15 protein-coding genes are annotated in these 19,332 nt (G+C 73.0%); 6 read left to right on the top strand and 9 right to left on the bottom strand.

Annotated features, from left to right (window positions below):
- Nucleotides 1–35 precede the first annotated feature (35 nt).
- Genes ACFRKB_RS17765 through ACFRKB_RS17750 form a run of 4 tightly spaced genes read left to right on the top strand, consistent with a single transcriptional unit; the run spans nt 36 to nt 7,469 of the window.
- Nucleotides 36–2,099 (top strand): non-ribosomal peptide synthetase, encoded by a 2,064-nt coding sequence (locus tag ACFRKB_RS17765; RefSeq protein ID WP_383106785.1) that lies wholly within the window; start codon nt 36–38, stop codon nt 2,097–2,099.
- The gene (locus ACFRKB_RS17760; protein WP_383106784.1) at nt 2,096–5,362 is read left to right on the top strand and encodes a type I polyketide synthase; all 3,267 of its coding nucleotides are present in this window, start codon (nt 2,096–2,098) and stop codon (nt 5,360–5,362) included. The genes ACFRKB_RS17765 and ACFRKB_RS17760 overlap by 4 nt, the downstream gene beginning before the upstream one ends.
- Nucleotides 5,359–6,153 (top strand): thioesterase II family protein, encoded by a 795-nt coding sequence (locus ACFRKB_RS17755; protein WP_383106783.1) that lies wholly within the window; start codon nt 5,359–5,361, stop codon nt 6,151–6,153. The genes ACFRKB_RS17760 and ACFRKB_RS17755 overlap by 4 nt, the downstream gene beginning before the upstream one ends.
- A gap of 41 nt (nt 6,154–6,194) precedes the next feature.
- Nucleotides 6,195–7,469: an ATP-grasp domain-containing protein gene (locus ACFRKB_RS17750; protein WP_383106781.1), complete on the top strand. Its 1,275-nt coding sequence runs from the start codon at nt 6,195–6,197 to the stop codon at nt 7,467–7,469.
- Between the two features lie 68 nt (nt 7,470–7,537).
- Here ACFRKB_RS17750 and ACFRKB_RS17745 read toward each other — a convergent pair whose 3' ends face one another.
- From ACFRKB_RS17745 to ACFRKB_RS17730, 4 genes are all read right to left on the bottom strand, one after another.
- Nucleotides 7,538–9,172: an alpha/beta hydrolase gene (locus tag ACFRKB_RS17745; protein ID WP_383106780.1), complete on the bottom strand. Its 1,635-nt coding sequence runs from the start codon at nt 9,170–9,172 to the stop codon at nt 7,538–7,540.
- A gap of 221 nt (nt 9,173–9,393) precedes the next feature.
- A complete protein-coding gene (locus tag ACFRKB_RS17740) occupies nt 9,394–10,794 on the bottom strand; it encodes an MbnB/TglH/ChrH family RiPP precursor modification enzyme (RefSeq protein WP_383106779.1) in 1,401 nt (466 codons plus the stop codon).
- Nucleotides 10,795–10,952: 158 nt separating this feature from the next.
- Nucleotides 10,953–11,732, bottom strand: a complete 780-nt coding sequence (locus ACFRKB_RS17735) for a DUF4142 domain-containing protein (RefSeq protein WP_383106778.1) — start codon at nt 11,730–11,732, stop codon at nt 10,953–10,955.
- Nucleotides 11,733–11,845: 113 nt separating this feature from the next.
- The gene (locus ACFRKB_RS17730) at nt 11,846–12,619 is read right to left on the bottom strand and encodes a peptidyl-tRNA hydrolase (protein WP_383106777.1); all 774 of its coding nucleotides are present in this window, start codon (nt 12,617–12,619) and stop codon (nt 11,846–11,848) included.
- A gap of 87 nt (nt 12,620–12,706) precedes the next feature.
- Between ACFRKB_RS17730 and ACFRKB_RS17725 the strand changes: the two genes are divergently transcribed.
- The gene (locus ACFRKB_RS17725) at nt 12,707–13,384 is read left to right on the top strand and encodes an AIM24 family protein (protein WP_383106960.1); all 678 of its coding nucleotides are present in this window, start codon (nt 12,707–12,709) and stop codon (nt 13,382–13,384) included.
- A 21-nt stretch (nt 13,385–13,405) separates the two neighbouring features.
- Here ACFRKB_RS17725 and ACFRKB_RS17720 read toward each other — a convergent pair whose 3' ends face one another.
- From ACFRKB_RS17720 to zapE, 5 genes are all read right to left on the bottom strand, one after another.
- A complete protein-coding gene (locus ACFRKB_RS17720; RefSeq protein WP_383106776.1) occupies nt 13,406–14,257 on the bottom strand; it encodes a polysaccharide deacetylase family protein in 852 nt (283 codons plus the stop codon).
- 85 nt (nt 14,258–14,342) lie between these two features.
- On the bottom strand, nt 14,343–15,227 hold the full coding sequence (locus ACFRKB_RS17715) for a PPK2 family polyphosphate kinase (RefSeq protein WP_383106775.1): 885 nt from the start codon (nt 15,225–15,227) through the stop codon (nt 14,343–14,345).
- A gap of 72 nt (nt 15,228–15,299) precedes the next feature.
- Nucleotides 15,300–16,688 (bottom strand): alkaline phosphatase PhoX, encoded by a 1,389-nt coding sequence (locus tag ACFRKB_RS17710; RefSeq protein WP_383106773.1) that lies wholly within the window; start codon nt 16,686–16,688, stop codon nt 15,300–15,302.
- Between the two features lie 102 nt (nt 16,689–16,790).
- Complete coding sequence (locus ACFRKB_RS17705; RefSeq protein ID WP_383106772.1) at nt 16,791–17,216, bottom strand: OsmC family protein; 426 nt, start codon at nt 17,214–17,216, stop codon at nt 16,791–16,793.
- A gap of 124 nt (nt 17,217–17,340) precedes the next feature.
- Entirely contained in the window at nt 17,341–18,438 is a 1,098-nt protein-coding gene (gene zapE, locus ACFRKB_RS17700; RefSeq protein ID WP_383106770.1) for a cell division protein ZapE, read from the bottom strand.
- Between the two features lie 37 nt (nt 18,439–18,475).
- Between zapE and ACFRKB_RS17695 the strand changes: the two genes are divergently transcribed.
- Nucleotides 18,476–19,294, top strand: coding sequence for a pyrimidine reductase family protein (locus ACFRKB_RS17695; RefSeq protein ID WP_383106769.1), 819 nt, complete (start codon nt 18,476–18,478; stop codon nt 19,292–19,294).
- Nucleotides 19,295–19,332: the final 38 nt, after the last annotated feature.

Here is a 19,332-nt window from a genome sequence, read left to right as displayed (position 1 = left end):
CGCCACGCGTTCCGACCGTCACCCAAGGAGTTCCGATGTCATCGCCGTCCGCCGCACATCTTGACCAGCCCCCGGCCGGGGGCGGTAGCGAGGAGTTCCGGCAGCGGGCCGACGAGGTCCGCGCAGCCATCACCGACCGGCCTCTGGGCATCGGAGGCGCTCTGCCGCTGCTCGACGAGGCCGGGCGGCGGGCGGTGCTGGACCTCGGGCTCGGCAGCCCGCTGCCGGAGGACGGCCGGGAGCCGGTGCACGCACAGGTTGCCGCGCTCGCCGCGGCCGAACCCGGCCGCGTCGCCGTCGTCTGCGGCGGGGACCAGGTCACCCGGGGCGAACTCGACGCCTGGGCCGGGCGGATCGCCGCCCGGCTGGCGGGCGCGGGTATCGGCCCCGGGGACCGGGTCGGTGTCCTCGCCGACCGCTCCACGGCCATGGTCGCCGCGGTGCTCGGCGTCGTACGTACCGGAGCCGCCTATGTACCGGTCGACCTGGCCAATCCGGACGAGCGGATCGCCGCGGTGTTCGCCGACGCCCGCGTGTCCGTCGTCCTGGTGACCGGCGACGCGGCGCGTCGTGTGACATCGCCCGGCCTGAGCGTCGTCACCGTCGACGAGCCGTCGATACGCGAGGAGGGCGAGATCCTGCCGCCCGCGCGGAGCGGCCCGCAGGACGCCGCGTACCTCATCTACACCTCGGGAAGCACCGGCGCCCCCAAGGGTGTTGTCGTCGAGCACAGCCAGCTGGCCGCCTCCACCCGGGCCCGCCGCGACGTCTACCCCGGCGAACCGGTCTTCCTGCTGCTCTCCCCGCTCGCCTTCGACTCGTCGGTGGCCGGCCTCTGGGGCACGCTGACGGCCGGCGGACGGCTGGTCGTCGCCGGGCCCGACGAGTTCCGCGACCCGCCGGCCCTGCTCGGCCTCGTCGAGCGGCACGCCGTCACGCATCTGCTGAGTGTCCCCTCCCTGTACGACGCGCTGCTCGTGGCGGGCGAACGCTCCGGCCTCTCTCCGCTCGCCACCCTCACCACGGTGATCACGGCCGGTGAGGCGCTTCCCGAGGCCCTGCTGCGGCGGCACACCGAAGCCTTCGGCGCCGGCACCGTACTCGTCAACGAGTACGGGCCGACCGAGGCCACCGTCTGGGCCACCTACCGGCGCTTCGACGCGGCCGGACCGGTCGACATCGGCGGTCCGGTGCCGGGCGCCCGGCTCTACGTGCTGGACGAAGCGGGCCGCCTGGTGCCCCCCGGCGTCACCGGCGAGCTCCACATCGGTGGCGCCGGCGTCTCCCGCGGCTACTTCGACCGCCCCGACGCCACCGCACGGGCCTTCACCCCCGACCCCTTCGCCGGCGGTCACGCCCGGATGTACCGCACCGGCGACCTGGTGCGCTGGACCGGGACCGGCACCCTGGAGTTCCTCGGTCGCCGCGACAACCAGGTCAAGATCCGCGGCCATCGCGTCGAACTCGGCGCCGTGGAAGCGGCGTTGCGCGCCTGCACCGGCATCCGCGAGGCCGTGGTCGTACCGGACGCCACGGGCACCCGGCTCACCGGATTCGTGGTCACCGGCGCGCCGGACGAGCTGTCCGCCGTACGGGAGAGCCTGGCGCGGGTGCTGCCGGAGGCCGCTGTACCGTCCCGGCTGAAGGCGCTGGACGCCTTCCCCGTCACGGTCAACGGCAAGGCGGACCGCGCCGCCCTGGCCGGACTTCTCGAAGAGGAGGGCCGGTCCGCCGGGCAGAAGGTGCCCGTACCGCCGGACGGCGACGCCGTCGCCCAGGTCTCGGCCGCGTGGGCCGAGGTCCTGGAGATCTCCTCGGTGCCGGGCGATGTCAACTTCTTCGACCTCGGCGGGCACTCGCTGCTGATGATCCGTCTCCAGGAGGCCCTGGCCCGCCATACCGGCGTACAGCCCTCCGTCGTCGACCTCTTCCGCTGCGCCACGGTGACCGCGCAGGCCGAGCTGGTCCGGGCCGGCGTCGCGGTGGGCACCGGCGGTGCGGGCACGGGAGAGCAGGCCGCCGGCCGGGCCGAGCGGGCCCGCCGCGAGCGCGCCGCCCGTGCCCGCCGGCGCCGCGTACAGCAGGGAGCGGCCCGATGACCGGCTCGTACTCCCGGGACACCCAGAACACCCAGAACACCCAGAACGCCGAGAACGCCGAGAACGCCGAGAACACAGCGGACGCGTGGGACGCACAGGACGCGGAGCGCGACCGGTCCCTGGACATCGCCGTCACTGGAATGGCCGGGCGCTTCCCGGGCAGTGCCGACATCCCCACCTGGTGGCAGGCGCTGCTTCGCGGAGAGATCCTCACCACCCGCCTCGACCGCCGGCGGCTGCTGGACGCGGGCGAGCCCGCCCACCTGGTCGACGACCCGGACTATGTCCCGGTGCGCGGACTGCTCGACGACGCCGACCGGTTCGACCACGAGCTGTTCGGCATCAGCCCGCGCGAGGCCGAACTCATGGACCCGCAGCACCGGCTGATGCTGGAGGCGGCCTGGACGGCGCTGGAGGACGCGGGCTGCGATCCGACCGCCGAGTCCCGGGTCACCGGCGTCTACGCCTCCGCGAGCAGCAGCGCGTACCTGCGCGCCATGCTCACCTCCAACACCCTGGACGCGGCGGGCATCGAAGAGGCGCTGCGCGCCAACGAGCCCGACTACATGGCCACCCGCATCGCCTACCGGCTCGGTCTCACCGGCCCCGCCCTCAGCGTGCTGACCGCCTGCTCCTCCTCGTTGGTCGCGGTCCACCTCGCCGTGCAGGCGCTGCTGAACGGCGAGTGCGAACAGGCCGTGGTCGTCGCGGCGGCCGTCGACTTCCCGCAGTCCGGGCATGTCCACCTGCCCGGCGGCATCCTCTCCGCGTCGGGCGCGTGCCGGCCCTTCGACGCGGACGCCGACGGCGCGCTGGCCGGCTCCGGTGTCGTGGCCGTCGTCCTGCGCCCGTACGCGGACGCGGTCGACGGCGGCTGCGACGCGTACGGCGTCATTCTCGGTACCGCGGTCAACAACGACGGGTCCGCGAAGGCGGGTTATCAGGCGCCGTCCGCCACCGGCCAGGAGGCGGTCATCCGTGCCGCCCTCACGGCCGCCGACATCGACGCCGACTCCCTCGGCTATCTGGAGGCGCACGCCACCGGTACCCGGGTCGGCGACCCCATCGAGTGGTCGGCCGCCTCGGCCGTCCTGCGCGAACTCGGCGCCCGGCCGGGGCAGATCGCGGTCGGCGCGGTCAAGGCCAACATCGGTCATCTCGACGCGGCCTCGGGCCTGGTCTCGCTCATCAAGACCCTGCTGGTGGTACGGGACGGCCAGGTGCCGCCCGTGGCCGGTTTCCGGAGCCTCAACCCGCTGCTGGAGACGGAGGGTTCGCCGCTGTACGTGCCCACCGAGCGCCAGGACTGGGGCAGCGGGCCGGGGCAGCCGCGCCGGGCGGCCGTCAGTTCCTTCGGTATCGGCGGTACGAACGCACACGTCGTGGTCGAGCAGCCGCCGGTCCGACCTCGGGCCTGTCTTCAAAGTCCCGCCTGCCCGGCGACGCCCGGCACGCACGCTCGCGGCGTTGTCGGGGTCTCCCCAGTACGTCCAGTACTGGGGAGACCCTCCGCCTTGCGATCGCACGCACCGGACGCCGCCGGGCCCGCCCTGCGGGCGGACGGCGCTACTTCGAAGACAGGCCCTCGGACGGGCGATGAGATCCAGGCGGGCGACCCGGGCGACCGGGTTCTCGTGCTCTCGGCCGCGAGCCCGGAGGCCCTCGGGCGCACGGCCCGGCGGCTCGCGGACCACCTGACGGACAACCTGGCTTCCACGGCGCTCACGGACATCGCCCACACCCTGGCGACCGGGCGGCCCCGTCTTCCGTACCGGACCGCCGTCGCGGGCCGCACCCACCAGGAGCTGGCCGACCGGCTGCGGTCCGCCTCGGCGCGGACGGCCGCCCCGGCGGCGCCCGTGGTGTTCCTGCTGCCCGGCCAGGGCAGCCAGTACCCGGGCATGGCCCTGCCCTTCCAGGACGCGCTGCCCGGGTTCACCGGGGTGCTGGAGGAGTGCCTGGCCCACTTCGAGCCCGCCCTGGCGGCCCGGCTGCGGTCCGCCCTCCGCACGGCGGAGTTCCCGGCCGGTGAGCTGGCCCGTACGGAACTGGCGCAGCCCGCGCTGTTCTGCGTCGAGTACGCGGCGGCCACGGCGCTCACCGCGCTCGGCGTCGCCCCGGTCGCGCTCGCCGGGCACAGCCTCGGTGAGATCACCGCCGCCGCGCTGTCCGGTGTGCTGGGGCTCGCGGACGCCGCCGCGCTGGTCACCGTGCGGGGCCGGGCCATGCAGGCGTGTCCGCCGGGTGCGATGCTCGCGCTCGCGGTGGGCGAGGAGCGGGCGCTGGAGCTGGCGGAACGGTTCACGGCCTCGACGTCCTCCCCGGCGGGGGGCGGGCACCGGCTGGAGCTCGCCGCCGTCAATACCGCCGAGAGCGTGGTGCTGGCCGGGCCGGTGGAGACCGTGGACGCCTTCGAGGCATGGCTCGGCAGCGGGGAGACCGTCCGCCGGCTGCGTACCGGCCACGCCTTCCACACCGGGATGCTCGACCCGGCCGTCGCCCGGCTGCGGGAGGCGGCGCGGTGCGTCACCCTCGGCCGGCCCGTGCTGCCGTACCTCTCCAACGCCACCGGGGCGCTCGTTCCCGCCGGGAGCGTCGTCGAGCCCGGCTCGTTCGCCGAACAGGCGCGCGGAGCCGTGCGGTTCGCCGCCGGCCTGGCCGCGATCGCGCGGGCCTTCCCCGGCGCCGTGGCGGTCGAGGCCGGTCCCGGCAAGGCGCTGAGCGGGATGGCGGAAGCCGCCGGGCTGGCCGCGCTGCCGCTCAGCGCCGGGCGCTCGCGACGCCGCGGCGAGGAGACTCTGCTGGCACTGGCGGAGCTGTGGGCGAGGGGCCTGCCCGTGGACCCGGCCGGCCTGACCGGACCCGGCCGCCCGGTGCGTCTGCCCGGCCATGTCTTCGCGGGGCCGCGCCTGCTGGCACCGGCGGCAGCGGTCCGTACGGCAGCGGTCCGATCGGTCCGTACCGGCGCCGTACCCGCGTCCACGGCAGTCGCGCCCGGCCCGGACGTCGCACCGGCACCCGCGAGGACCCCGGCCGAGTCGGTGGCGGCCCGGTGGACCGAACTGCTGGGCAGCACCGGATTGTCGGACGATTCCGACTTCTTCGACCTCGGCGGGGACTCGCTGCTCGTGGTCCGGCTCGCCCGCCGGATCGGAGAGGACCTCGGGGTCCGCGTTCCGGTCCGCGCTCTGATGACCGCTTCCACCCTGGCCCGTCATACGGCGCTCGTGGAATCCCTGCTCCCGGCGGGAGACCGGCGATGACGACCTGGCTGCGGTGTACGGCCCCGCGCCCCGAGGCGGCGTACCGCCTCATCTGCTTCCCGCACGCGGGAGGTTCGGCGTCCTCCTTCCGCGGCTGGTCCGAAGGACTCCCCGAGTACGAGGTCCACGCCGTCTGTTACCCGGGGCGCGCCGCCCGGCTCGACGAGCCGCTGCCCACCAGCCTGCCGCGACTGGCCGCCGACGTGGCCGAAGCGGTACGACCGCTCCTGGACCGGCCGGTGGCCTTCCTCGGCCACAGCATGGGCGCGGTGGTCGCCTTCGAGACCGCCCGTCTGCTCCAGGCACGGGGCCATGGGATCGCCCACCTCTTCGCCTCCGGAGCCCGCGCCCCGCAGCTGGCGCATCCCGAGGGCTCCGGCGCGGCCGACATGGACGACGACGCCATCGCGGACGCCCTGACGGCACTGGGCGGAACGGACGCCGAGCTGCTGGCCGACCCGGACTTCCGCGAGCTCATACTCCCCTACGTCTGCGGGGACTTCCGGATGTTCGACGCGTACGCCCACCGGCCCGGAGCGACCCTGACCTGCCCGGTCACCGCCATCGCGGGGGACGCGGACCCGCTGGTCGGTGCGGAGGACGCGGCGGCGTGGGCGGAGGTGACCGAGGGGCCGTTCACCCACCACACCGTGCCGGGGGACCACTTCTACCTGACCCCGCGTCCGCCGTTCCGGCTGATCGAAGCGGCGCTGTCGCGCGGACTGGTCGAAGCGGCCCCGTCGCGCGAAGTGGCGGCCCCTGGCCGATCGAGCCGCCTTGTCGCCCCGTAGTGCCCCAGAGCTGTCTCCCGACCCTCACGAAAGGCTTCCCCATGTCAGATGTCGCACCGGCCCCGGCGTCGGACCACTTCCTGATGTTCGCGATCGGCCCCAAGCTCGACTACGCCGCTCGGCTGCGCGCCCTGGACGAGTCGGCGCGGATCTCGGTGATCTGCCGCCCGGAGCACCTGTCCCGGATCACCGAGTCCGGCAATTACCTGCGGGTCGTCGCCGTGCGCCAGGACGCCCCGATGGGGGAGGTCGTCGCGCTGGCCCGCACCGTCCACGAACTCCTGCCGGTCACCCGGATCACGACCTTCTGGGAGCACGACCAGGACCGTGCCGCCGCCGTGGGCGCCGCGCTCGGTGTCGCCACCCACAGCCCCGAGACCGTATCTCTGGTGCAGGACAAGCACGCCATGCGCGAGCGGCTGCGTCAGGTGGGGGTGGAGGACACGGCCGCCGCCCGCGTGTACGGCGAGGCGGACCTGCTGGCTTTCGGCGAGAGCGCCGGGTACCCCTTCATCGTGAAGCCGGCGGCGGGCACGGCGAGCTTCGGCGTCACCCTCGTCCACTCCCCGGAGGAGGCGGCGGCGGCGTACCGCACGGCGACCGGCGATTTCCCGGGCATCTCCCGGCTCGGGGTCCTGGCGGAGCAGTACCACAGCGGCCCGCAGTACAGCGTGGAGGCGTTCTCGGAGACGGGCGAGCACGTGGTCGTCGCCATCACGCGCAAGTACTCGGACCCGGAGAACATGGTGGAGCTAGGCCATGTCCTCCCGGCTCCGCTGGACGCCGGAGCGGAGGAGGCGATCGACGGTCATGTGAGGGACGTCCTCGACGCCCTGGGGGTGGAGTTCGGCCCGACGCACACCGAGATCGTGCTGACCGCCGACGGTCCGCGCGTCATCGAGACGCACCTGCGGGTGGGCGGCGACGAGATCTTCGAGCTGACCAAGGACGCCGTCGGCGTCGACATGATCGACTTCCAGACCCGGCAGACCTTCGGCGACAAGGTGCTCCCCGACATCCGGGCCATCCTGGAATCCGACCGCGCTCCGCGCTGCGAGGCCATCTGGTACACGGCTCCGCGGGCGCAGGGCACGTTCATCGGACCGGCGGACGGCGCACCGGAGAGCCCGGACGCCGACGTCCTGGTGCTTCTCGCGCCGGGCTCGGAACTGACGGGCCACGGCTCGTTCGCCCGCGTCGCCCGCGCCCGCGCGACCGCCCCCACCGCGGCGGAAGCGGTGGACAGGGCGCGCTCGACGGTCAACGGGCTGTCGTTCCTGTTCCGGGTCTCACCCGCGGAACAGAGCACCGTCTGACGGGCCGGTGCCCGCGACCCGGCAGCGGGCCCGGTCCGTTCCGGGGCCCGCGACGGGTCGCCGGGCGCTCAGAAACGAGCCCCCGGATTGTGCCTCGCGCGCAGGTGGACCATCCTGTCGGCCGGTTCCGGCGACGCCGGGTCCGGCTCCGCGCGCGGCGCGCACTCGGCGCTCCGCGCGGGCGTCTTTCCGTGCAGCAGATAGTCCTCCACATAGGCGGTGGCGCAGGCGTTGCCGCCGCCCGCCACCCCGTGCGTACCGGCGTCCCGTTCGGTCACCAGGGCCGAACCCGCCAGCCGCTTGTGCAGTTCCACCGCCCCCTCGTACGGCGTCGCCGCGTCCCGCTCCGCGGCCAGGATCAGCGTCGGGGGCAACTGGCCCGGCCGGGTGCGGACGTCGGCCGGCCGCTGCCGGGGCGCCGGCCAGTAGGCGCACGGCAGATTCATCCAGGCGTTGTCCCAGGTCTCGAACGGCGCGCGCCGCGCCAGCGCGGTGTTGTCGCGGTCCCACACCGCGAAGTCCGTGGGCCAGGGCGCGTCATTGCACTCGACCGCGGTATAGACCGCCGTGGCGTTCTCGCTCTCCGCGGCGGCGGCCGGACGGGGCGCGGCCTGGTCGATCAGCGGCTGCTGATCGCCCTTCAGATACGCGGAGAGGGCCGAGGCGCGCGCCGGCCAGTAGTCGTCGTGGTAACCGGCTCCGAGCATCGCCGCCTGGAGCTGGCCGGGCCCGACCTTCCCGCCGGCCGGCTTGCGCGCCACCCCGGCGCGTACCCGCTCGTAACTGTGCCGCACCGCCTCGGCGTCGGTGCCCAGGTGGTACGTCGCGTCATGCTTGGCCACCCAGGTACGGAAGTCCTCCCAGCGCCGCTCGAACGCGACCGACTGATCGAGGTTGTTGCGGTACCAGATCTGCGCGGGGTCCGGGTTCACGGCGGAGTCGAGGACCATCCGGCCCACGTGCGAGGGGAAGAGCGTCGCGTAGAGCGCGCCGAAGTAGGTCCCGTACGAGGCACCCATGAAGGTCAGCCTCTGCTCGCCGAGCGCCGCGCGCAGCACCTCCAGATCGCGGGCGTTGTTCAGCGAGTTGTAGTGGGGGAGCGCGGTACCGGCGGTGCGGGCGCAGCCCCGCGCGTACGCCTTGGCCTCGGCGATCCGCTCCCGCTTGTACGACTCGGAGGGGTGGACCGGGGACTGCGTCGGGGCCTTGCCGAAGTCCGCCGGATCCCCGCAGGAGAGCGGGGCGGAGCGGCCTACCCCGCGAGGGGCGTAGCCGACGAGGTCGTACGCCTCGGCGATCCGCTTCCACTGGGGCACCCCGGCGGCCATCGGGAAGTACATACCGGAGGCGCCGGGCCCGCCGGGGTTGAAGACGAGCGCGCCCTGCCGCCGCTCCGGGGTCCCGCTCGCGGGGACACGGCTGACGGTGAGGCTGATCGTCCGGCCGTCGGGCTCGGTGTAGTCGAGCGGGACCTCGACCGTGCCGCAGACGATGGGGGCCGGCAGCCGCTCGGCCTTGGGGCAGGCGCCGAAGACGATCCCGGCGGTGGCGGCGCGCTGGGCGGCGCGGACGACACCGCTGGTGGCGCCGGGTGTGGTGGGGGCGCCGGTGGCGTCGGCGCCGTCCGCGGGGGCGGCGACGAGGGCCGACAGGACCACGGAGCCGAGGGTGGCCAGAGCCCCGTATTTCGCTACTGCTCTCATCGCGTTCCCTTCCGTGCGTGCGGACCGGAGGGTGATCCGCGGACCGAGGGTCGGCAGAGCGGCGGGGCCGGACAAGCATCCGTGCGCGGTGTCGGTCGCAATGACCCCGATGCGTCGTACGGCCACTCCGAAGGGTCTGAGGGGTGGCCGTACGGTACGGGATGTGCCCGGCCGGATCCCTGGGAACCCCGGTCCCTACGTGCCCCCAGCAGTCACCGCCCTCATCTCCCGACCAGCGCGGCGCGGGCCACGCGGAGGAGACGGGTCGCCCGGCGCGGCGGACGGGCGGCGGCCCGCTCCCGCCACCAGAGGGCCAGCCGGCGCCGGGCGGCGGAGTCCTCGGGGCGCCCCTCGGTCAGCAGGCTCTCGGCGAAGTCGAGCGCGTCACGGCGGTATCCGGCGCGCATGGGTGTGTGCGCGGCGTACGCCAGGAACGCCGGGCGGAAGCCCGTGCCGAGGATGTCCGGCAGCTCGGGGGCGACCTTGGCCACGACCCCGGCGCGCTTGGCGGCGAGGGCGCGGCTCTGGACGCGCAGCCGCCGCGGATCGAACCCCTCGGGTACGGGCGTACCGGCGACCAGCGAGGAGAGCAGGGCGGCCTCGCTCAGCGCGAGCCGGCCACGGGCGGCGCCGGTGTCGCCCGCCTCCCGCTCCTCCGCAGCCCCTGCCCCTGCCCCCGTTCTCGCCTCTGTCACCGAACCCGCCCCTGTCGCCGAAGCCGCCCCGGCCGCCGGACCCGCCCCGGCCGCCGGACCCGCCCCCGCCGCCGGGCGCGGAGACGCGACGGCCGCCGCGGCCGTGATCGTCTCCCGGATCGTGGTGAGTTCACCGGCCAGCTCCGCCGCGGGCGGGAAGTCGTCGTCCCGTTCCAGCAGGACGCCCGGCGGCGCGACCCGGGCGCGCAGCTCGGCCAGTATGTCCAGCACCGGCGCGGTGACCGGGTGCGCGTGGGTATCGTGCCAGACACCGTCGCGCTCGGTCCCGCCCGCGACATGGACGTACGCGATGGCCTCGACCGGCAGTTCGTCCAGCGCCTTCGCCGGGTCCTCGCCCCCGTTCACCTGGTTGGTGTGCAGATTGGCGACATCGATCAGCAGCCGTACACCCGTGCGCTCGACCAGCTCCGCGAGGAACTGACCCTCGCTCATCTCCTCGTCCGGCCAGCGGATCAGCGCGGCGATGTTCTCCACGGCGAGCGGTACGGGCAGCGCGTCCTGGGCGATCCGTATGTTCTCGCAGAGCACGCGCAGGGCGTCCCGGGTGCGCGGGACCGGCAGCAGATGACCGGCTTCCAGGACCGGGGACGCGGTCAGCGCCCCGCCGGCCCGTACGAACGCGATGTGCTCGGTGACCAGCGGGGAGCCCAGGGCCTCGGCGCGCTCCGCGAGATCCGCGAGCCGCCGCGCGTCCGGCCGGTCCGCTCCGCCGAGGCCGAGCGAGACCCCGTGCGGTACGACGGTCACGCCGCGCTCCCGCAGCCGTACCAGCGAGTCGGGCAGATGGCCGGGGCAGAGATTCTCCGCGACGGCCTCGACCCAGTCGACACCGGACAGCGCCTCGACCGTGTCCGCGATCTCCGGGCGCCAGCCGATGCCGATCCCCAGCTGTGGTGTGCCGTTCATGGCTCCCCCTCCTCGGTGTCCGAGGTCCTCCCCTGTCCGCGCCGGGCGCGGTGCAGAGGTCATGACCCCGCGGCGCGCCGGTCAATCCGCCCGAGGGGACGTTCAGAGGATGATTTGAGGTTTCGGGCCGGCGCCGGGTCTCACGTACGGACGGGTCTCTACGGACCGGTTCCCGGCGGCGGCCGGTCGGTGTTGATCGCCGTCGGGGCGCCCGGCTGGGTGGAGGGCCGGGAGGTGAAGGTGTCGTTGCCGCTGGGCGCCAGGGCGTCCGGCGCCGGCGGCAGATTCCCGTTCGGCGGCGGCGGCCCGGTCGGGCTGGCAGTCATGGTGCCGGCCGCCTCGTTGGCGAGCGCGTCGAAGTCGACCCTGCCGGTGGCCTCCAGCATGGTGATGTGGTCCAGGACGGTCTGGTTGGCGTCGCTCGCCAGCTGCCGTATCAGCGTGTTCCTGGTGGTGTGCCGGACCTGCGCGATCAGCGCGAAGACCTTGCCGTGGGCGTTGCGCAGCAGATTGGCGAACTTTCGCTCGTACTCCTGGCCGGTGGCCGCCGACAACTCCCTGAGCCAGCCCTGCTGCTGCTCGTTCGGCTGGTTCGGCAGCTCGACCCCGAGCTTCGCCGCGACCTCGCGGGCCCGCTTGTCGAGATCGGTGTGGCCGACGACCAGATGGTCACCGCACTCCTTGATCGCCCGGCTGGGGGCGCGCTCGATGGCCTGCTGCCCGGCCGGCAGCTCCCAGAGCCCCGCCAGCCGCACCTTCACCAGGAAGTCGCGGTCGGTCGCGGAGAGCGGGCCCCACTGGGTGGCCACACTGGACGCGTTGAGGTTCGCCTGACCGGTACCGGAGCGGTCGGCGTACGACCAGACGGGGAAGGCCAGGGCCCCGACCGTGACGACCAGGGCCGCGATGATGAGCGCCGTACCGTTGATGCGTCGCAACAATGTGCTGCCTCCCGAACCGAATTCCGACACCGCTGAACCCACCGCCGGTCCGACCGGCTGTTCAACCCGCTTCGCGGTAACGGAAGATACGTACGGCCCGGCCGCCGTGTTCAGCCCCGGAGCGCCGGATGATCAGCGACCACGGTGCAGGAGCCGGGCGCGATCTCCGTGAATCCGGCATCACGGACCACCGGCAGTCCACTGGCGGTGAGTTCGCGCCAGCGCCCCGCGTCGGCGGTACGGACGGCGAGCGGGAAGCCGGCCTCGCGCCAGGTCTTGCGCTCCGTCTCCGACAGCTCCCACCAGGCGAGTTGGGCGCCGTGCCCGGCCTGGGCCATGGCCTTGCCCGCCGACATGTCCAGATCGGGGCCGATCCAGAGCACGGGCCGCGCCGGGTCCGGCGCGGGCGGCGGCCCGGCGTCGTCCAGTTCGGTCCCGGAGACCTGGAGCTTGGCCAGCTCCTTGGGCCAGCCGTCGAGCGGGACGGGCGGGAAGACCCGTACCTCGGCGGCGGACGCCGTCTCCGTCGTGGGCCCCGCGCCCATGACCGTGAGCCCGGGGAGCGCGGAGGCGCGGCGCCACTCCGCGCCGCGCGCCCTCCGTACCACCTTGCGGATCCGGGCGTCCTGCCAGTCCCGCATGGCCCGCGCCCACTCGCCCTCGCCCACCGACCGCTCGTCGGAGAGCATCATGAGCACCGCGCGGGCGGCCGTCTCCAGGGCGTCGGTACGGGCGGGCGGCGCGGCCTTCTCGATCCGGACCACCAGCGGCAGTACGAACTGGGGAGCCTCGTCGGGGGAGGTCCGGCCGGGCACGCGGTCACTGCCGTCGCCGTGGTCGCTACGGTCACCGGGGTCGCTACGGTCACTGATGTCACTGCTCACGGGTCCAGTCTGCCAGCAGCCCCGGTCCCGCTTTCTTGGCCAAACCTTTCTTGGCGGAACAGGAGCGTCCGGGTGAGTATGCACGGCATGAAGAGCGATCTCTTTGCCACCGAGCACCTGGCGCAGCCGGCCACCGCCCCCGGGATGACGCTTCAGAACCCCAAATCGATCAAGTACGCCGTCCACGGCGAGATGTACGCGCGGCAGGGATCCATGATCGCCTTCCGTGGCAGCCTCCAGTTCGAACGCAAGGGCCAGGGCATCGGCGGCATGCTCAAGCGGGCCGTCACCGGCGAGGGCCTGCCCCTGATGAGCGTCACGGGCCAGGGCGAGGCGTGGTTCGCGCATGAGGCCGCCAACTGCTTCATCGTCGATGTCGAGCAGGGCGACGCGCTCACCATCAACGGCCGCAACGTGCTCTGTTTCGACTCGACCCTCTCGTACGAGATCAAGACGGTGAAGGGTGCCGGGATGACCGGCGGCGGGCTCTTCAACAGCCTCTTCACCGGCTACGGGAAGCTCGGCGTCATCTGCGAGGGCAACCCCATAGTGATCCCCGTCACGGCCCAGGCCCCGGTGTACGTCGACACCGACGCGGTCGTCGGATGGAGCGCGCAGCTCTCCACCTCGCTGCACCGCTCGCAGTCCGTCGGCTCGATGATCCGCGGCGGCTCGGGCGAGGCTGTCCAGCTGATGCTCCAGGGCGAGGGCTTCGTCATCGTCCGCCCGAGCGAGGCCACCCCGCAGAAGGCCGCCGCGCACTGACCGCCGCGTCAGTGGCGCGTCTCAGTGGCTCATCAGCTCGGAGACCTTGACGAACCGGTAGCCCTGCTTCCGCAGCTCGGGAACGATCTGCTGTACGGCGTCCTCCGTCACCGGCGCCGCGCTGCGGGTGCAGTGCATCACCACCAGCGACCCGGGCTTCACGCCCTCCAGCACCTGCTGCGCGACCGCCTCCGCGTCCGTGGCGAAGGCGTCGCCGCTGACGACGTCCCACTGGACCGCGGTCACCTTCGAGGGGGCCAGGGCGCGGAGCGCCGCGTCGTCGTAGCAGCCGCCCGGGAAGCGGAAGTACGGCACCACATTGCGCGCCCCGGCCTCGGCGAACGCGGTGAAGGCCCGCTGCACGTCCTCGTTCATCTTGGTCTCGCCGACCCGTGGCAGCCCGTAGCAGTCCGCCGTGAAGGCGTAGTGGCTGTAGGAGTGGTTGGCGATCTCGAAGAGCGGATCCTCGCCGATGGCCTTCGCCTGCGTCGGGTACTCCTCGGCCCAGCGTCCCGTCATGAAGACCGTCGAGGGCACCTCCAGCCGGCGCAGCAGGGCGATCAGCGAGGGGTTGTCGAACCGCTCGCCCTGTGCCGCGCGGGTGCCCTGATCCGCCGTCATATCGGCGTCGAAGGTGAGTGCCACGGTCTTGCCCGCGGCCGGGTTCCCGCGCTTGAAGACCGGGGTCAGCCCGCCGGGACCGGGGGCCAGGGTCGGTGGTCCCTCCACCGCTCCGGGACTGGACGTCGCGGCGGCGCGCGCGGCGGAGGAGCCGGAGGTCACGGCCTTGCCGGCGTCGCCGGCGCAACCACAGAGGGCAGCGCCCAGGACGGCGACGGCGACGGTGGCGAGAATACGTACATATGTGGTCATTCACGGAAAATATATGATGATCCGCCTGGATCGGTCGCACGGCACTCGCCCACGCCGAAGTCGCCCCGTACGGTCACGCCCGGGATCAGCCCGTCGCGAGCAGCTCCCGGCGGCTCTCCTCGACATCGAAGTCCGCCGGCGGATACGCCGGGTCCAGCGCCTCCAGATGCTCCAGCAGCAGCGTGCTGATCGCCCAGTTGCGGTACCACTTGCGGTCCGCGGGGACCAGATACCAGGGGGCCGCCGCCGTCGAGCAGCGGTGCAGGGCCAGTTCGTACGCCTCCTGGTAGGCGGGCCACAGCTCGCGGTCCTCGATATCGGACGGACTGAACTTCCAGTGCTTGTCCGGGTTGTCGAGGCGGGCCAGCAGACGGTCGCGCTGCTCCTCGTGGCCGAGGTGGAGGAAGACCTTCACGAGCGTCACGCCGTTGTCGGCGAGGCCCTGTTCGAAGCGGTTGATCTGGCCGTAGCGGCGGCCCAGATCCCGCCGGGGGACCAGTTCCCGTACGCGGGTGATCAGGACGTCCTCGTACTGCGAACGGTCGAAGATCCCGATCTCGCCCGGCTCGGGCAGCGCCCGTCTGACACGCCACAGGAAGGGGTGGCTCCGCTCCTCCGGGGTCGGGGTCTTGAAGGCCCTGACCCGGCAGCCCGCCGGGTTGAAATGGCCGATCACATGCTTGATCGTGCCGCCCTTGCCGCTGGTGTCCATGCCCTGGAGGATCAGCAGCACCCGGTGCCGCTCGCCCGCCGTGCTGGCCGCGTACAGCCGGTCCTGGAGACCGGACAGCCGCTGCGCCAGCGGAGCGACGGCGGCGAGCGCCGCCGCCTTGTTCGCCGGGCCGCCCGGGGTGGCCCGGGAGTCGTACGAGGAGAGGTCGACGGGCTCGCCCTCGGGGATGCGCAGCAGCTCACGGAGCGCCGGTGGTGGCTGGTTCCGCTGCCCGGCTTTCCTGTCCTTCTTGGCCACTGCGCACCCCTTAGGTCGACTCCTTAGAGGGTGCGTCGGATCGGCGCGTTCTGCGACCGCTGCCGCGGGTGACTACTTCCAGGGGCCGGTCACCGCGAACGTGGTCCCCGGCGTATAGCAGTTCACGTACATCGTCGCGCCGTCCGGCGAGAAGGTGACGCCCGCGAACTCGCCCCACTCGGGCTCCTCCGGGGTGCCGCCCGCCGCGGCAGCGGCTGATGTGAGCGCCTGAGCGTTCCTGGCCAGCGCGTACACCTCGCCCCGGCGCGTCACGCCGAACACATGCTGGGCGCCCCCGCCGTCCTCGCACACCATCAGGCCGCCGCTCGGCGCGAGGCAGATGTTGTCGGGCGACTCGCCGGGCAGCTGGATGTCCGTGTCGGGGCCGAAGACGATCACCAGGGTGAGCCGGCGCCGCTTCGGCTCGTACTTCCACACCTGCCCGTAGTGATCCGCCGCCGAGCCCTCCGCGCTGCGCGCGTAGCTCGACACGAAGTGGACCGCGCTCCCACCCCAGTAGCAGCCCTCCAGCTTCTGCGCGTGGGTGATGCCCCGGGGGCCGAAGTCCTGGAGCCGGATCGGGGTCTCCCGCGCCAGCGGGTCGGGTACGGGGACCCACTCCACGCGGTCGAAGGACGTGCCCGGCTCCCGGACGGCCGACAGATCGGGCACCCCCGGCACCCGCATGGCCTCCAGGGCGCCGCCCGCGCGCAGCGATCCGGTCCCGCCGTGCGGCTTCTCCGGCAGGAAGCGGTAGAAGAGCCCGAACGGACGGTCGAACGCGTCCTCCGTCTCGTACACGATGCCGGTGCCGGGATCGATCGCGATCGCCTCGTGCTGGAAGCGGCCCATGGCGGTCAGCGGTACGGCTCCGGTACGGCGCGGATCGGCGCCGTCGACCTCGAAGATGAAGCCGTGGTCCTTGGTGTAGCCGTTGGTGCCGGCTCTGTCCTCGGTCTCCTCGCAGGTGAGCCAGGTGCCCCAAGGGGTGGGCCCGCCCGCGCAGTTGACGGCGGTTCCGGCGATGGCGACGCGTTCGCCCAGCACCTTGTCGTGGCCGTCCAGCTCCAGTGCCGTACAGCCGCCCTTGCCCATCGGGTCGTAGGTGAGGCCGGGCACGGTGGGGACGGGGATCGGGGCGGTGGCGCGGTTCTCGTGATTGCGGACCAGGTGTACGCGGCCCCGGCGGCCCGGGAAGGCGGCCATGCCGTCGTGGTTGCTGGGGACCCGGCCCTCGCCGGAGCGCAGCGGATCGCCCTCCCTGGAGAGGACCTTGTAGCGGAACCCCCGGGGAAGATCGAGCAGGCCGTCCGGGTCGGTGATCAGCGGACCGTAGCCGCGGTGACCGAGTCCCTGGGCGGCGGCGGTGCCGGAGAAGAGCTCGGAGACGGCTCCGCTGAAGGTGATGCCCGCGGCGATGGCGCCGGTGCGGGCGAGGATCTGACGCCGTGTTGCTGACATGAGGCAACTCCCTGTTGGCGGACAGGAGACGTGACCCGCATGTGTGTAGCACGTGTGGTGTCACACGTGAACCATGCGGGTCAACGCGCCTCGGGTGTCGCGTCAGGCCAGGGACGCGCTCAGCGTGATGGTCGTGCCGGTGAGCGCCTGGCTGACCGGGCAGTTCACCTTGGCGTCCTCGGCCGCCTTCTCGAAGTCCGCGGCGTCCATGCCCGGGACCTCGCCCTGAACGGTGAGGTGGATACCGGTGATGCCGGTGCCGGGCTGGAAGGTGACGTCGGCCTGCGTGGTCAGCCTGGTCGGCGGCGTGCCGGCCTTCGCGAGACCGTTGGAGAGCGCCATCGAGAAGCAGCTGGAGTGGGCCGCGGCGATCAGCTCCTCCGGGCTGGTCTTGCCGTTCGCCGCCTCCGCGCGGGAGGGCCAGGAGACCGCCTGGTCGGCGATGCCGGAGGAGTCGAAGGTGACGGTGCCCGTGCCCTGGAGGAGATTGCCCTCCCAGACCGTGTGCGCCTGGCGCGTGGTGGCCATGGTGGAACCCTTCTGATCGGTTTCTTGGTGAACGGGTGTGAGCGGTGAGCGGGATGTGACGGCTTCGGGGGACAGCGGTGTGACGTCTCACGGCACTACCGCTTACGGCGTGACGGCACCGAACCTACTGGGCGACCAGCCCCTTCGCGTCCCTCGCCAGGGCTGTCAGCCGCGAGATCGCCCGGAAGTATTTCTTCCGGTAGCCGCCGTTCAGCATCTCTTCGCTGAACAGCCGGTCGAAGGGGAGCCCGGAGGCGAGCACCGGCACCTCCCGGTCGTACAGCCGGTCCGCGAGGACGACGAGCCGCAGCGCGGTCGACTGGTCGGGCACCGGCGAGACGTCCGTGAGGCAGACCGCCCGCACCCCGTCCGTCAGCGCTCCGTACCGGCTCGGATGGACCCGCGAGAGATGTTCGAGCAGCCCGGGGAAATCGTCCAGGCTGGCGCCCTCGGTCGCGTACGCGGCCCTGGTGACCTGTTCGTCGGAGTACGGAGCGGGAGCCGCGGGCAGTCCGCGGTGCCGGTAGTCCTCGCCGTCGATACGCAGCGGGCGGAACCGCGCCGACAGCCCCTGGATCTCCCGGAGGAAGTCGGCGGCGGCGAACCGGCCCTCGCCGAGCTTGCCCGGCAGGGTGTTCGAGGTCGCGGCCAGGGCCACCCCCGCGTCGACCAGCTTGCCGAGCAGGGTGGAGACGAGGACGGTGTCGCCCGGATCGTCCAGCTCGAATTCGTCGATGCAGAGCAGCCGGTGGCCGCTGAGCGTCCGTACGGTCTCCTGGAAGCCCAGCGCGCCGACCAGATTCGTCAGCTCCACGAACGTGCCGAAAGCTTTCTGTTCCGGCGCGGCCGGAGTGGCGTGCCAGAGGGACGCCAGCAGATGCGTCTTGCCGACCCCGTAGCCGCCGTCCAGATAGACCCCGCGCGGACCGGTGGGGGCCGAGGGCTTTCTGGCGAACCAGCGCCGTCCGCCGTGTCCGCCACCGGCCCGATGGGCTCCGCCCAGCCCCGCCGCGAACGCGCTCAGGACCGAGACCGCCTCGGTCTGGCTGGGCTGCCGCGGGTCGGGTACGTACGTGTCGAACCGTACGGAGTCGAAGCGCGGCGGCGGCACCATCTCCGCGACCAGCCGGTCGGCGGGGACGCGTGGCTCACGTGCGCAGAGGGAGAGCGGGGCCGTTTCGGTTATCGACTGACGGCCGGACGCCGCGGTGGAGGACGACACAGTTCGTAACTCTATGCGCCATGCCAGACTGCTTCGCATGCGACGCCTGTTCCCTGTGACCGATCAGACACACTCCGCCGCGGCTTCCGGAGGGGATTCAGCCCTTGTGTCCGGCGCGGACCGTGACTGGACGCTCGACGAGCTGGCGGACGCCTACGCGTACCCCCGCGTCACCGGTGCCGACGGCGGCGCCCGGCCCTGGCTGCGCGCCAACATGGTGTCCACGCTGGACGGCGCCGCTCACCACGAGGGCCGTTCGCAGTCCATCTCCTCCGCCGCCGACATGCGGATCCTCGGGACTCTGCGGGCGCTCGCCGACGTGGTGGTGGTGGGCGCGGAAACGGTTCGTCTGGAGCAGTACGGGCCGGCCCGTGCCCGTGACGCCTTCGCCGCGCGCCGGGCGGCGGCCGGTCAGCCGCCCGCGCCGGCGATCGCCGTGGTCAGCGCGAGTCTGGAGCTGGACTTCTCGCTGCCGCTGTTTACCGCCCCGCTCGTGCCGACGCTCATTCTGACCGGCGCGGCGGCGCCCGCGGACCGGATCCTCGCGGCCGAGAAGGCGGGCGTGGAGGTGGTGATCGCCGGAGACGGCTCCGGGGCGGATCCGGAGCGGGTCGTCCACGCCCTGGCGGATCGCGGACTGGTCCGGCTGCTCACCGAGGGCGGACCGCGGCTGCTCGGGCAGTTCGTGGCGGCGGGGGTGCTGGACGAACTCTGTCTGACCGTGTCTCCGATGCTCACTTCGGGGTACGCGCAGCGCATCGCGGGCGGGCCGGCTCCCGCCGTGCCCGAACGGTTCGCGCTGGTGTCGCTGCTGGAGCAGGACGGTTTCCTCTTCACCCGCTACCGGCGCGGCTGAACCACCCGGACCCGTGTGTCTGACAATCAGCGGAATTT

The sequence above is a fragment of the Streptomyces scopuliridis genome, assembly GCF_042790125.1.
GTDB classification, from domain to species: Bacteria; Actinomycetota; Actinomycetes; order Streptomycetales; family Streptomycetaceae; genus Streptomyces; species Streptomyces scopuliridis_A.
This window is presented reverse-complemented; position numbering and strand designations above follow the sequence as displayed.